Origin of the sequence: Streptosporangium sp. DT93, assembly GCF_049844535.1 — a bacterium.
Lineage (GTDB): Bacteria > Actinomycetota > Actinomycetes > Streptosporangiales > Streptosporangiaceae > Streptosporangium.
The window spans coordinates 89,629-103,663 of sequence record NZ_JBNCLF010000001.1 but is presented as its reverse complement, the minus strand read 5'-3'; the positions used below and the strand labels follow the sequence as shown (position 1 = coordinate 103,663).

The 14,035-nt window shown below is 71.4% G+C and carries 12 protein-coding genes; 6 read left to right on the top strand and 6 right to left on the bottom strand.

The genetic code is table 11. From position 1 onward, the window contains the following. Positions 1-102: 102 nt before the first annotated feature. Entirely contained in the window at positions 103-498 is a 396-nt protein-coding gene (locus ACLQ2R_RS00495; RefSeq protein WP_425957254.1) for a winged helix-turn-helix transcriptional regulator, read from the bottom strand. Between the two features lie 131 nt (positions 499-629). Here ACLQ2R_RS00495 and ACLQ2R_RS00490 point away from each other — a divergent pair, with 131 nt between their 5' ends. Further along, entirely contained in the window at positions 630-1,460 is an 831-nt protein-coding gene (locus tag ACLQ2R_RS00490; protein ID WP_425957253.1) for an NAD(P)H-binding protein, read from the top strand. Positions 1,461-1,559: 99 nt separating this feature from the next. After that, positions 1,560-1,712 carry a hypothetical protein gene (locus ACLQ2R_RS00485; RefSeq protein ID WP_425957252.1) on the top strand — a complete coding sequence of 51 codons (153 nt, stop codon included), beginning with the start codon at positions 1,560-1,562 and terminating at the stop codon, positions 1,710-1,712. A 143-nt stretch (positions 1,713-1,855) separates the two neighbouring features. Here ACLQ2R_RS00485 and ACLQ2R_RS00480 read toward each other — a convergent pair whose 3' ends face one another. From ACLQ2R_RS00480 to ACLQ2R_RS00470, 3 genes are all read right to left on the bottom strand, one after another. Further along, entirely contained in the window at positions 1,856-2,686 is an 831-nt protein-coding gene (locus ACLQ2R_RS00480; RefSeq protein ID WP_425957251.1) for an undecaprenyl-diphosphate phosphatase, read from the bottom strand. A gap of 307 nt (positions 2,687-2,993) precedes the next feature. Then, a complete protein-coding gene (locus tag ACLQ2R_RS00475; RefSeq protein WP_425957249.1) occupies positions 2,994-4,496 on the bottom strand; it encodes a M28 family peptidase in 1,503 nt (500 codons plus the stop codon). Between the two features lie 112 nt (positions 4,497-4,608). Beyond that, a complete protein-coding gene (locus ACLQ2R_RS00470) occupies positions 4,609-6,147 on the bottom strand; it encodes a M28 family metallopeptidase (RefSeq protein ID WP_425957248.1) in 1,539 nt (512 codons plus the stop codon). A 236-nt stretch (positions 6,148-6,383) separates the two neighbouring features. Here ACLQ2R_RS00470 and ACLQ2R_RS00465 point away from each other — a divergent pair, with 236 nt between their 5' ends. Together ACLQ2R_RS00465 and lipB are read left to right on the top strand one after the other, a co-directional pair. After that, positions 6,384-6,569: a PspC domain-containing protein gene (locus ACLQ2R_RS00465; RefSeq protein WP_386238611.1), complete on the top strand. Its 186-nt coding sequence runs from the start codon at positions 6,384-6,386 to the stop codon at positions 6,567-6,569. 16 nt (positions 6,570-6,585) lie between these two features. Further along, positions 6,586-7,224, top strand: coding sequence for a lipoyl(octanoyl) transferase LipB (gene lipB / locus ACLQ2R_RS00460; protein ID WP_425957247.1), 639 nt, complete (start codon positions 6,586-6,588; stop codon positions 7,222-7,224). A gap of 110 nt (positions 7,225-7,334) precedes the next feature. On the opposite strand, the gene ACLQ2R_RS00455 is transcribed toward lipB, so the two are convergent. Together ACLQ2R_RS00455 and ACLQ2R_RS00450 are read right to left on the bottom strand one after the other, a co-directional pair. Then, positions 7,335-8,927 (bottom strand): amino acid permease, encoded by a 1,593-nt coding sequence (locus ACLQ2R_RS00455; protein WP_425957245.1) that lies wholly within the window; start codon positions 8,925-8,927, stop codon positions 7,335-7,337. After that, entirely contained in the window at positions 8,924-9,877 is a 954-nt protein-coding gene (locus tag ACLQ2R_RS00450) for a choline/ethanolamine kinase family protein (protein WP_425957243.1), read from the bottom strand. The genes ACLQ2R_RS00455 and ACLQ2R_RS00450 overlap by 4 nt, the downstream gene beginning before the upstream one ends. A 75-nt stretch (positions 9,878-9,952) precedes the next feature. Between ACLQ2R_RS00450 and ACLQ2R_RS00445 the strand changes: the two genes are divergently transcribed. Together ACLQ2R_RS00445 and ACLQ2R_RS00440 are read left to right on the top strand one after the other, a co-directional pair. Next, a complete protein-coding gene (locus ACLQ2R_RS00445) occupies positions 9,953-12,589 on the top strand; it encodes a GcvT family protein (protein ID WP_425957242.1) in 2,637 nt (878 codons plus the stop codon). A 314-nt stretch (positions 12,590-12,903) separates the two neighbouring features. After that, on the top strand, positions 12,904-13,983 hold the full coding sequence (locus ACLQ2R_RS00440) for a hypothetical protein (RefSeq protein ID WP_425957240.1): 1,080 nt from the start codon (positions 12,904-12,906) through the stop codon (positions 13,981-13,983). Positions 13,984-14,035 lie beyond the last annotated feature (52 nt).

Below are 14,035 nucleotides of genomic sequence, written 5' to 3'. Positions count from 1 at the left end.
CGATGTCCCCGGGAACCGTGCCCGGCGGTGCCAGGAGCGACGTGGTCCGCGCCTCACCGTCGGAGGTGCCCCCGACGTCCCCGGGGGCCGTGCTCTGGGGGGTCAGGACCGGTGGGCGGGGGCGTCGTACTCCAGGCGGGCCCGGTCGACCTCGCCCAGGTTGGCGGCGGCCCACTCGGCGAGCGTGGCGAACAGGGGACCCAGGCTCCGGCCCAGCTCGCTGATCTCGTACTCCACCCGTGGCGGGATCTCGGGGTGGTAGGTGCGCACCACCAGGCCGTCGCGTTCGAGCTGGCGGAGCCGCTGGGTCAGCACCTTCGGGGTGATCGTGCCGATGTGGCGTTCCAGCTCCACGAAGCGCATCCGGCCCTGCGCGTTGAGGGCCCACAGGATCGGGGTCGTCCAGCGGCTGAACACGATGTCGACCACCGGGGCGATGGGGCAGGCGTTCTCGGCCCCGGCGGAGGGATCCGCCGTCCAGCTCGTGCCGCCGTCCATGCGGACCCTCTTTCGATAGTCACTTTCTCCTAGGTACCTACTATACGCAGGCTGTTAGCGTCACCGAGGCGCCGGAGAACGACGTCCGGCGGAGTCGGCGATCACGCCGAATCCGAGAAAGGGAGCTGTTCATGATCGTGGTGACGGGAGCGACGGGGAACGTCGGGCGGCCGCTGGTGAGAGCCCTCGCGGCGGCGGGCGAGCGGGTGACGGCGGTCTCGCGGCACCCCTCGGACGAACTGCCCGAGGGTGTACGGCACCGGCGGGCCGATCTCGCCGACGTGGAGAGTCTCCGTCCCGTGCTGGAGGGGGCCGACGCGCTCTTCCTGCTCATCCCGGGGCAGGGCGCGCACCCTCCGGACGTTCTCGACGCGGCCAAGGCCGCCGGGATCCGCCGGGTGGTGCTGCTCTCCTCCCAAGGGGCGGGGACGCGGCCGCGGGCCCGCTCCCACGACCCGCTCAGGGGTTACGAGGACGCCGTCCGGCGATCGGGACTGGAGTGGACCGTCCTGCGGCCCGGCGGCTTCGCCTCCAACGCGTTCGCGTGGGCCCCGGCGATCCGTTCCGGGCGGACGGCCGCCGCCCCGTTCGGTGATGTCGCCCTGCCGTTCGTCGACCCGGACGACATCGCCGAGGTCGCGGCCGTGGTGCTGCGCGACGACGGCCACGACGGCCGTACCTACGAACTCACCGGGCCGGTGGCGATCTCTCCGCGCGAGCGGGCCCGGGTCATCGGCGACGCGCTGGGGGAACCGGTGCGGTTCGTCGAGCAGAGCCGCGAGGAGGCGAGGACGCAGATGCTCGGGTTCATGCCGGAGCCGGTCGTGGACGGCACCCTCGACATCCTGGGCGAGCCGTCGGACGCCGAACGGCGGGTGAGTCCCGACATCGGACGGGTCCTCGGCCGCCCGCCCCGCGGCTTCGCCGACTGGGTGGCGCGCAACCTTGCGGCCTTCGCCTGACCGGGGGCGCGGCGGTTGGAGGACGCGTGATCCGGGGCGCGCTCACGTTTTTCCGGCCGGGGTGGTGTCCGCCGTGCCGTACGGGGGAATGATCGCTTCGTGATCGGGCTGACCGCCATGTTCGCCGCTGCCGCGACCGCCTACCGAGATGCCGCCCGGCTTCGGGCGGACGATCCGCCGTCCCCCGCCCGGGTCTCCCCGGACAGGACCGTCCCCGCCGGAGTCGTTCAGGACGAGGTCGCCCCCGCCTGAACCGTTCGCGTGAGCCGAGCCCGTCCGGGGCGTCCCGGCCGGACGGGCTCGACCCTCGCCGACCCGACCCGACCTAACCGCGGCCGTGGACACGGCAGCGGATGCGATCCGGGGTTCCGTCGCGTCCGGGGACAGGGGCGTGCCTAGGCCGAGGGGTCGAGGACTCCCGTGCTCACCAGGGCGATGATGACGACGCCGAGGACGATCCGGTAGATCACGAAACCGGTGAAGCGGTGGGTGCTGATGAACTTCAGGAACCACGAGACCGCCAGGTAGCCCACGAGGAACGAGATCACGGTGGCCAGGATCGTGGGCCCCCACTCCGGGGCCGGCCCCTCGCCGATCTTGAACAGCTCCAGGAACCCCGCGCCCAGCACGGCCGGGATGGCCAGCAGGAAGGAGTACTTCGCGGCCTCCTCCCGGCGGTAGTCGAGCAGCAGGCCCGCGCTGATCGTGCCGCCGGAGCGGGAGACGCCGGGGATCAGGGCGAGCGACTGGGCGAAGCCGTAGATCAGGGCGTGGGTGAAGCTGAGGTGCCGCTCCAGGGTGAGCCGGTTGCGGGCGGTGTGGTCGGCGAACCACAGGACGAGGCCGAAGACGATCAGCGTCATGCCGATCAGGCGCAGGTCGCGGAAGGCGCCCTCGATGGAGTCCTTGAAGAGCAGGCCGAGGATCACGATCGGGATCGTGCCGACGATGACGTACCAGCCCATCCGGGCGGCGTGGTGGCTCCGCAGGGCGGGGGTCCACAGGGAGCGGGTCCAGGTGGAGATGATCTCCCAGATCTCCTTGCGGAAGTAGATCACCACCGCGGCCTCGGTGCCGAGCTGGATGACCGCGGTGAACGCGGCCCCCGGGTCCTGCCAGCCGAAGAACGCCGACACGACCCTGATGTGGGCACTGGAGGAGATCGGCAGAAACTCCGTCAATCCCTGAATCAGTCCGAGAATAACCGCTTCGAACCAGCCGATCACTTGAGCACCTTCCGTACCAGCGTGTGCGTGACTACGCGAGGCTAGCGGAGCGGTGGGGCGGTTGTGACCGGCCGTTCGGCCGAGATCCGCCGCGCCGTGGCGCGGCGGGCGTCCACGGTCCTTCCCCCGGCAAGCCCGGCAAGCCCGGCGAGCCCGGAAAGCAGGGGAGGACCGGGAAGCAGGGGAGGACCGGGAAGCAGGGGAGGACCGGGGAGAAGGGGATGCGGCCCGCGGACCGTGCCGTCCGGGAGGTGTCCGGACGGCACGGGAAGCGGGGAAGGGCCGAGGGCCGCATCCGGTACGCCTGCTAGCGGGTCACCCTGACGTCGTCGATGCCGGCCTCGACGAGCGAGGCGCCGGAGGCGTCACCCGCCTCGACCAGGATGCGGACGCTCTGCCCGGCGAAGGCGGAGATGTCGACGTTGGCCGTGGCCCAGGCGCCGTTGCGGTTGGCGGCCGAGCCGAGCTGCTGGAAGACCTGGGTGGTGGAGGAGCCGACGACCTTCACCCGCAGGAAGTCGGCGCTGGAGGCGTTGGAGCCGTGCGCCAGGTACCAGGAGAAGTTCAGCTTCAGCGTCCCGGTCGGCAGGGAGATTGCCGGGGAGCGGATGCTGCTGATCGCGCCGTCCAGGTCGTAGTCGCCCGCCGCGCTGCCCGCGAGACGGCCGGTGACCAGGTCGTTGCTACCACTGACGGTGGTGCCGAGCTGCTTGGCGCCGCTGGAGGTGGTGGCCTCGGGGTCACCGCGCTCCCACGCGCCGGCCGTGGCGGTGTCGGTGCCCGAGGGGTTGGCCGTCCACCCGGTCGACGTCTCGAAGGTGTCCTCCCAGATGGCCGCGGGCGGCGGCGTCGTGACGGCGGTCGTCCACACCGCGTACGCGATGGCGTCGGCGTTCCGGTTCAGCGCGGTGTCGTTGACGTTGGTGGTGGTGTCGCACGCGCGGTGGTAGCAGGGGTCGAAGGGCTGACCCGCCGTGCCGCCCCACAGGGTGGCCTGGGCGCTGCTCTTGGTGCCCTCGGCGCCAGTGAAGGTGCCACCCGCGGGGATGCCGACCGCGATGAACGGCCCGTAGTCGGAGCGGCCGTCGAAGTCGGTGCCCCGGGTCGCCACGCCGATCGAGCTGAAGTACGCCGCGAGCGTCGCCTCCAGCTGCGCCGAGCCCGCCGGGCCGGGGCCCGAGCCGACACCGTCGGAGTTGTCACCGTCGTAGAGGAAGTAGCCCGGGTTCGGCGAGCCGACCATGTCGAAGTTGTAGTAGCCCTTGATCCTCGACCGTTCGGTGGAGGAGAGGCTGTTCACGTACGCCTGGGAGCCGCGCAGGCCCAGCTCCTCGGCGCCCCACCACGCGAAGCGCAGGTGGCGGGTGGGGGCCAGCGACTGGCGGGAGACCTCCAGCGCGGTCTCCAGGATCGCGGCGCTGCCGGTGCCGTTGTCGTTGATGCCCGGCCCGGCGGTCACGCTGTCGAGGTGGGCGCCGATCATCAGGGTGTTGCCGGTGTCACCGCCCGGCCAGTCGGCGATGACGTTGTAGCCGGTCGCGCCGCCGTAGGTGAACGACTGCAGCGTGGTGGTGAAGCCCGCCGCGTCCAGCTTGCCCTTGACGTAGTTGGCCGAGGCCAGGTAGCCGGGGCGGCCGTGGGCGCGGTTGCCGCCGTTGGCGTTGGCGATGGACTGGAACTGCGTCAGGTGTGCCTTGACGGCGGTCAGCGAGATGTCCGGTGGGGCGGCCGCTGACGCCGACGGGGCGGTGAAAGCCAGGGGGATGGCGAGGATCGCCGCCATGCCCGTGGTCCACAGTTTGCGCATCATGCTCCTCGGATCTGAGGGTGGGGGGTCCCCCGGGAGGCCGCGCCCCCAGGGTCGGGGGCGCGCCGTACAGCCGTGGTGCCATGTGGGTGGTGCGTCTGCGTGACCGCTTTCGCTAGCGGGCCGCGCCCTCGGGCGCGGTGCTCCTCGCGGCGCTCTTGGCGAGCGCCGCGGCGTTGCGGTCGGGAATGCCGGTCAGGTCGTAGGCGTAGAACGCGGTGGCGTAGCCCACGGCCTTGGAGTTGCGCTCGAGCGCTGCGGCGTTGATGTTCGTGATGCCGTCGCAGGCGGAGTGGTAGCAGGGGTCGTAGGCGATACCGGCGGTACCGCCGAACTTCGCGGCCTGCTCGGGGGTCTTGATGCCTTCGGCGCCGGTGAAGATGCCGCCGGCGGGGATGCCGTTGGCGATGAAGGCGCCGTAGTCGGAGCGGCCGGTGAAGTCGGTGCCCTCGAACGGCAGGTTGCGCTTGGCGTAGAACGCCTCCAGGCGCTTCTCGATCTCGGCCGATCCGGTCGGCCCGGCCGGGGCGCCCTCGGCGTCGGAGTCGTCACCGTCGTACAGGAAGGTACCGTCGTTCGGCGAGGCGACCATGTCGAAGTTCAGGTAGAGCCGGATCTTGTCCCGCTCGGCCTGCGACAGGCCCGCGACGTACTGCTCGGAACCGAGCAGGCCGAGCTCCTCGGCGCCCCACCACGCGAAGCGCAGCCGGTGCTTGGTGGGCACGTGGGCCAGCTTGAGCGCGGTCTCCAGGATCGCGGCGCTGCCGGAGCCGTTGTCGTTGATGCCGGCGCCCTCGGGCACGCTGTCGAGGTGCGCGCCGACCGCCACGATCTCGCCGGACTTGCCCCAGCGGGAGTCGGCGATCAGGTTCTTGGTACGGCCGACCTCGGTCTCGGCGTCGACCTTGAGACGCACGGTCGTGTTCGGGCTGTCGGCCAGGTCCAGGCCGACGGCCGTGCTCGCCATCACGATGGGCATGTCGAAGCGCCACTCGATGATGTCGAACAGGAGCGGGTCGGTACGGCCCGGCTGACCCTCGTTGAAGAAGATCACACCGGCCGCGCCGGCGGCCTTGGCGTTGGTGGCCTTGTCGACGAACGCGCAGGTGCCGCGCTGGATCAGTGCGATCCGGCCCGGGACGAAGCCCGCGAAGTCGGCCGTCTCGCAGCCCGCGGTCGAGGTGTTCGGGGTCGGCGCGGGCGGGATGACCGGGTCGATGACCTGCACCTGGGCGGTGACGTCGCCGCCGGCGGAGGAGACCACGGTCACGAAGTCGGCCGGGGTGGCGTAGGTCTTCGCCTCGGGGGCCGTCTGCTCCAGGACCGGAGGGCTGAACTCCTGCCAGCCGAGCGGGAACTCGACGTCGGTCGTGGAGGTCTTGTATCCGGCCTTGCGCAGCTTGTCCTGCAGGTAGGCCAGCGAGGCGTCGTAACCGGGTGAGCCCGCGGCCCGGTTGCCGCCGTTGGCGGTCGCGATCTCCTGGAACTTGTCCAGGTGCTTCTTGACGTTCTTGCCCTTGATCTGGGTCGCGAACACGTTGGCCAGCACGTCGGAGACGACGGGGCCGGCGGTGCTCGCGGGGGCCGCGCTCGCCGGGACGGTGAAGGCGAGGGGCAGGGCGATGGCCGTGACCACAGTGGCTGCCTGAACCATGGTTCGGCGTAACCTCAGGCGCATAACGCTCCTAGGGGTGGAACGGGGAGAGGGATTCCCTCTTCGTACATGGCGGAACGTACCGTGATCAAACCATTTCGCCTAGACGTATCTCCGCCGAGATGGGCAGAAGTTATAGCTCGGACCCTGTCAGGGTTTTCTCAGGGGTGCCTCGGGAACGGGCTGACGTGAACCGTTCGTTTGACAGACGAAGAACATCGATCCGGGGAGACATCGTGCATCGTTCGAGAAACCACAAGATAATCGCCGGCGTCTGTGGCGGCATCGCGGAGACCTTCAACATGCCGCCCACGCTGGTGCGGGTGTTCTGGCTGCTGCTCTCGCTCATCCCGGGGCCGCTCTGGGTCGCCTACGTGCTCATGTGGATCTTCGTCCCCAAGGCGCCGGCGGTTCGCTACTGACACATAGTCTGGGGGCATGAGGCGACGCCCACTGTCCCTGGTCCAGGACGACCTGGTCGACTACGAGAAGGCCATGGAGCGGATGGCCGACCTGGTCGGCCGGCGGCAGCGCGACGAGTGCTCCGACACGCTCTGGCTGCTCAGCCACCCGCGGGTGTACACCGTCGGCAGGCGGACCGACGAGAGTCACCTGCCCGACCCTGCTCACGGCATCCCCGTCGTGAGTACGGGCCGGGGCGGGCAGCTCACCTACCACGGTCCCGGCCAGCTCGTCGGGTATCTGATCGTCAAGCTCGGCGAGGGCGAGGGGATCGTCGACTACGTCCGCGAGGTCGAGCTGAGGATCGTCGGCGCGCTGGGCGCGCTGGGCGTCCCGGCCGAGCGCAGGGACACCCCGCCGGGTTCGGAGTTGCTGACCGGCGTGTGGACGAGCGAGACGGGACGCAAGATCGCCTCCATCGGCATGCGGCAGAGCCGCGGCGTCACCAGCCACGGATTCGCCCTCAACGTCGACGGCGACCTGACCCCGTGGGGCTGGGCGGTGGCCTGCGGCATGCCCGAGGTGGACATGACCTCGGTGGGCCGGGAGGCCCCCGCCGCCGCGGAGATGGACCGGGTCCGGGCGGCGGTGGCCGAGGCCTTCGAGGCGGGCTGAGCGTCCCCGCCGGGGCCGCGTGACGGCCGGTGCGGCTCCGGGGAGGAACCGCACCGGGTCACGCCGTGACCCCTTCTGCCGGGTTCGCCGGGCCGCCGGGGCGTGACGGGTCAGGCGGTGGGACCCCTGCCGGCCGGGCCGTCCTCCGGGTCACCGGCCGTGCCGGTCGGGCCCGCCGGGTCGAACGCTTCGGCCATGTCGACCGTGCGGCGCGGGCCGGTGAACCAGTGCCTGGCCGACAGCGCCCACCACAGGCCCACGCCCAGCACCATCACGCCGACCACGATCGGCGAGTAGTTCACCGAGGTCCAGGTGAACTCGTCGCTGAACGGCACGGCCGAGGGCACCAGCGGCATGACGAAGTAGATCGAGATGATCACGATCTCGACGATGGCGATCCAGCACATGACCTTGTACTTGCGCCCCAGCGTCCAGGGGCCCGGCTCGAACCGGTCGCCCATCCGCAGCCGGAGCCAGATCGGGATCGCGAAGGCGATGTAGAGGCCGATGACCGCCACCGAGACGACCGCGTAGAAGGCCAGCGGCACCCCGCCGGGGGCCTCGTACAGGGCGGGCAGGGTGAGGATCAGCGCGACCGCGCAGCCGAAGACGATCGCGTTGACCGGGGTGCGGTTGGCGTCCACCTTCGACCACAGCCGCCAGCCCGGGATGGCGCCGTCCCGGGAGAAGGCGTAGGTCATCCGGGACATCGAGGTCACGCAGCTCATCCCGCAGAAGAACTGGCCGATGGTGGAGATCGTGAAGATCGCCGTGGCCAGGTTGCCGGGGACGGCGCTGTCGAAGATGGCGCCGACGAAGCCGCCCGCCTCGTTGATCGCGTTCACGTCGGTGGCCGCGAACAGGAAGGCCAGCAGCAGGATCCAGCCGCCGATCGCCGAGTAGAAGATCGACTGCCACAGCCCCCTGGCGGCGGCGGTGGAGGCGCCCTGGGTCTCCTCGGACACGTGCGCGCACGCGTCGAAGCCGGTGATCGTGTACTGGGTCAGCAGGAAGCCGAGCGGCAGCACGTAGAACCAGTAGGACGAGTCGGCGAAGCCGGAGTTGTTGATCGTCTCGGTGAACACGAACGACATCGACTGGTGCGAGTCCGGGCCGAAGACCAGGATGAGCACGATCGCCGCGGCGCCGAACACGTGCCACCACACCGAGACGTTCTGCAGCGTCGAGATCAGCCGGTGGCTGAAGATGTTGATCAGCGCGTGCAGGACGAGGATGATCGCGAACAGGATGAACGCGTTGTTGAGGTTGGGGTCCCAGCCGGGGAAGAACCGGCTGAGGGTGATGTTCAGGAACGTGGCGCAGCCGTAGTCGACCGAGGCGGTCACGGCGATCAGCCCGATGAGGTTGAACCACCCGGTGAACCAGCCGTGGATCGGCTTGCCCATCTTGGCGGCCCACCAGTAGATCCCGCCCGCGGTCGGGTAGGCCGAGACCAGCTCCGACATGCAGAGCCCGATGATCAAGATGAAGATCGAGATCAGCGGCCATCCCCACGAGATGGCGATGGGGCCGCCGTTGTTCCACGCCTGGCCGAACGTGGTGAAGCAGCCGGCCAGGATGGAGATGATCGAGAAGGAGATGGCGAAGTTGGAGAAGCCGCTCCAGGTTCTGGAGAGCTCCTGCTTGTAACCGAGTTCGGCGAGCCGCTTCGCGTCCTCGTCGACCGATGTTGGCTTGGTCACTCAAGCCTCCTTGCATGGTGGTGCGGGGGGTGTGAAGATCCGGGACGCGCGCCCCGGACGTCGTCGACGAGCCGCCCGAAACCCGGGTCGTCCAGGTCCCGTACGGCTTGCGAGAACTTGTCGGCCGCCTCGGCGCGGTAGTCGAAGTCGGCGTCGGCCGCCTGCTCCCTCAACAATCCGTGGTGCACGGCGAACCAGAGCGTCCAGGTCAGGTTGGACATGATCAGGTTGAGCCTGACCCGGGCGGTGAACCGCCGGTCCTCGGCGCCGAGGTAGGCGCGGGCCAGCCGGGTGGTCAGGTCGGGGTCGTAGTCGGCCTCGGCGGCGATGTCGCCCAGCTCGAAGGCGGGATCGTTGTTCCCGGAGAGCTGGTAGTCGACGATCCTGACCTCGTCGCCGCAGCGGATGAGGTTCTCCGGCAGCAGGTCGTTGTGGCAGGGCACGGTGGGCGGCGGGTCGGCGGCCAGCGCCCGCTCGATCTCCGCCGCCGCGGGAAGGCGGTCGAGGTAGCCGTCGGGTACGGCCAGTTCGTGGGTACGGCACAGGGTGAGGAACTCGTCCAGCTTGCGGAAGACGGAGAAGTCGTTGACGAACCGGGGACCGGCGTGCAGCCGGCGGCAGGCCGCGGCGACCGGGCCGGGGAGCCCGCGCACCGCGTGCGCGTCCAGGGTGACGCCTTCGAGGTACTCCAGCACCAGCGCGTCCGGGAGCCGGTGCAGCACCCTGGGGCCGATCCCCGCGTCCGCGGCGCGCACGGTGTTGGCGATCTCCTGCTCGATCGGGATGCCCAGGCCGGCCTCGGACACGCGGGGGTCCAGCACGCGCAGCAGCCAGCGCCGGCCGTCCGCCGCGTCCAGGCGGACGATCCGGTGGCTGAGGCCTCCCTTGATCGGCGTCTCGGTCAAGGGCTGTCCCGCCCAGGCGCGCACGTCCGCCAGGGGATCTGGCATGCTGCCCTCCTTTGGCCTACCTTCAGACCATTGATCCGATTTTGCGAGCACGGTGTTACAGAGGGGGCGCGAACCGTGGAACTTCCCAGCTCCGCGCGGGCGGTCGTGGTCGGCGGCGGGGTGGCCGGATGCAGCGTGGCCTACCACCTGGCGCGGCTCGGCTGGACCGACGTGCTCCTGGTGGAACGGCACGAGCTCACCGAGGGGACGACCTGGCACTCGGCCGGTTTCGTCGGTCAGCTCCGCTCCACCGTCACCCAGACGAAGATGATCATGTACTCGGCGGGCCTCTACCCCGAGCTGGCCGAGCTCACCGGCCTGGACCCTGGCTGGCACGGGGTCGGCGGCCTGCGGCTGGCCACCACGCCCGAGCGGGTCCAGGAGTCGCTGCGGCTGGCCGGGGCCGCGGAGACCTACGGGCTCGGCATCGAGATGCTCTCGGGCGCCGAGGCGGGGCAGAGGCTCCCGCTGCTGAACGTCCGGGACGTGCGGGCCGCGCTCTGGCTGCCCGGGGACGGCTGGCTCGACCCGGCGCTGCTGGCCAGGGCGCTGGCGGCCGGGGCGCGGAAACTGGGCGTGCGGATCCTCACCGGGACCCGCGTGACGGGACTCGATGTGGCAGGCGGCGCGATCACCGGCGTACGGCTCGCGCGGGGCGCCGGGAACGGCGGGTCCCCGGACGGGGCCGAGGAGTGGACGGTCCTGGCCGAGACCGTGGTCGTCGCGGCGGGCGCGGCCAGTGGCCGGGTCGGGCGGCTGGCCGGGGTGGACATCCCGGTCGTGCCGATCAAGCATCAATATGTCGTCACCGAGCCTTTCGACGTCTCCTCTTTCATGCCCACGGTCCGGGATCCGGACAACATTGTTTATTTTCGGGAGGAGGGCGGCGGGATTCTGGTCGGTGGGTATATCCGCGAACCCGAGATCTGGGACACGGCGGAACCGCTGGAGGAGCCCCGGACGCTTTTCAAACCCGATATGCCGAAATTTCAGGAATCGTGGGATTCGGCGGTGCGGCGTGTCCCCGACCTGGCCCGTACCGGGATCACGAAGGTCGTCCACGGCCCCGAGGCGTTCACCCCCGACGGCGAGTTCCTGCTCGGCGAGACCCCGGTCCGCGGCCTGTGGGCGGCGGCGGGGTTCTGCGTGCACGGCCTGGCCGCGGCGGGCGGCGTGGGCAAGGTGATGGCCGAGTGGATCGTGGACGGCTCGCCCGAGTACGACGTGTTCGCCATGGACCTGCGCCGGTTCTCCGGGCACGCCCGTTCGGCCTCCTGGGCCCGCGCCAAGGCCCTGGACGCGTACTCGACGTACTACGACATCGTCTACCCCGGCCAGGAGCGCACCGCCGCCCGGCCGCTCCGCCGCTCACCGGCCTGGGTGCGGCACGTGGAGCTGGGGGCGGCGTTCGGCGAGAAGTCCGGCTGGGAGCGGGTCAACTGGTACGAGCCCGCCACGCTCCCGCCGGGTCCCGGTCGCGACGGTCGCGACACCCGCGACGGTCATGACGGTCGTGGCGATCACGATGCCCGCGACGGTCACGAAACCCATGACGCCGCCGGCGGTCACGATGCCGGTGGCGGTCGGGAGGAGGGTGCGGCGCGCCGCCCGGACGGGTGGGCCGGGCGGATCTGGTCGCCGGCCGTCCGCGAGGAGTGCCTGGCCACCCGGGACGCCGCCGGGTTGTTCGACCAGAGCTCGTTCTCCAAGCTGGAGGTGTCCGGGCCCGGGGCGCTGGAAGGGCTGCGGTGGGCGTGCGCCGGGCGGATCGACCGGCCCGTGGGCTCGGTCGTCTACACCCAGCTGCTGAACGAGCGGGGCGGCGTCGAGGCCGACCTGACCGTCACCCGCCTGGCCGAGGACCGCTTCCGCCTGGTCACCGGCACCGCGTTCGGCGTCCACGACGCCGCCTGGCTCCGCGGCCTGGGCCTCGACGTCCGCGACGTGACCTCGGCCCACGCCTGCTACTGCCTCTGGGGCCCGCGGGCGCTCGACATCCTCGGCTCCGTCTGCTCCGACGACCTGACCTTCGGCTACCTGCGGGCCCGGGAGATCAGCGTGGGGAACGTCCCGGTGCTGGCCCAGCGGGTGACGTTCGTGGGCGAGTTCGGCTGGGAGCTGTACTGCCCCACCGAGTACGGGCTGACACTGTGGGACACGCTCATGGAGGCGGGGGCGCCGCACGGCATGCGCCCGGCCGGGTACCGCGCGATCGACGCGATGCGCCTGGAGAAGGGGTACCGCGTCTGGGGGCTGGACATCACCCCGGAGACCACGCCCTACGAGGCGGGCCTGGGCTTCGCGGTCGCCGACGACAGGGACTTCCTCGGCCGTGCCGCCCTCCACGCGCCGTCTGCCCTCCACACGCCGGCCGCTCTCCACGCGCCGGCCGCCCCGGGCAACGGCGATGCCGTCCCGGGACCGGCGCCGGCGCCGGCGCGGCGGCTGTCCTGCCTCGTCCTGGACGACCCCCGCCAGGTCTGCCTGGGCGGCGAGCCGGTCCGTGCCGGTGGCCTGCCCGTCTCACGGGTCACCAGCGGCGGGTACGGCCACCGCGTCGACCGCTCGATCGCCTACGCCTACCTGCCCGCGGCCACCGTCCCGGGCGACCGGGTGGAGGTCGGCGTCACCGGCACCTGGACGGGCGCCGTCGTCGTCGCCGAACCCCTGTACGACCCGTCCTCGGAGCGCATCCGCCACCTGCCCTCCTGACGCCTTCCGCGCCGGCCTGCCCGGCCGTCCCGACCGTCCTGGCCGTCCAGCCCCCGGCCGTTCCGGCGCGTCGGCCGCTCCGGCGCGTCGGCCGCTCCGGCGCCGCGACCCCGGTCCCCGCCCTGTTCCGTCCCGGGACGGGACGCGGTCGCACGTGCCTGATTTCCCATACGTCCCTTCCTCGTCTCGCGTTCCGGTCATCCTGTGGTGCGGAGACCGGCGTCGCGGATACCCCCCGGGGGTTGCCATGAAGGGTGGTGGTGTGGCACTGTTGCGCGTGGATACATACCCCCTGAGGGTATAAAGGAGGAGTGATGAACGGTGTGACGAGAGTGGGCGCGTACGCGCTGGGGCTGGTCGTGGTGTTCGGCGGCGCCCTGGGGGCGGGACGGGTGGCCGGGCCGACGGCGACCCGGGCGGAGGCCGCGAGCGCGGTCCAGGACACCGCGAAGGGCGGCCACGGTGACGGACAGGGCGGGGAACAGGGCGGGGAACAGGGCGGTCAGGCCGGGCACGGCGCCGGGCAGGACGCGGGCCACGGTGCCGCGCCGAGCGCGACCCCCGGCGCGCGCTCCGGCACCGCCGCGCAGGCGGCGAAGGCGCCGGCCGTCCCCGGCGGGCTCCAGGTCTCCGAGGGCGGGTACACGCTCCTGCCGGAGACCGACGAGGTGAAGGCCGGCGAGCGGACCGACTTCCGGTTCTCGGTCATCGGCCCCGACGGTCACCCGGTCACCGGCTTCAGCGTCCAGCACGACAAGGAGCTCCACTTCATCGTGGTCCGCCGCGACCTGACCGGCTTCCAGCACCTGCACCCGGTCCGCGAGGGGGACGGGGTCTGGTCGGTCCCGCTGAAGCTGCCCACCGCGGGGGAGTACCGGGCCTTCGCCGACTTCGCCCCCGAGGGCGGGAAGGCGATGACGCTGGGCATGGACCTGTCCGTGGCGGGCGACTACCGGCCCGCACCCCCCGCCCTCCCGGCGGAGACCGCGAAGGTGGGCGACTACACCGTCACCCTCACCGGGGGGCTCGTCGCCGGCCGCACCAGCATGCTCACGCTCTCCGTCGCCAAGGACGGCCGCCCGGTCACCGACCTGGAGCCCTACCTGGCCGCGTACGGCCACCTGGTCGCGCTGCGGGACGGGGACCTGGCCTACCTGCACGTGCACCCCGACGGCGCCCCCGGTGACGGGCGCACCACGCCGGGCCCGAACATCACCTTCTACGCCGAGGTGCCCAGCTCCGGGACGTACCGGCTCTTCCTGGACTTCCAGCACGCCGGGACCGTGCGCACCGCCGCGTTCACCGCGGTCACGGCCCCGGACCCGGAGTCCGCGGGCGCCACGACGCCGGCCGAGGACGACCACGGCTCCCACGAGCACGGTGATCAGCCGTGAAATACCCCATGGGGGTCACACGTTCCTCTGATGAGGAGAGCGCGCACCCGGA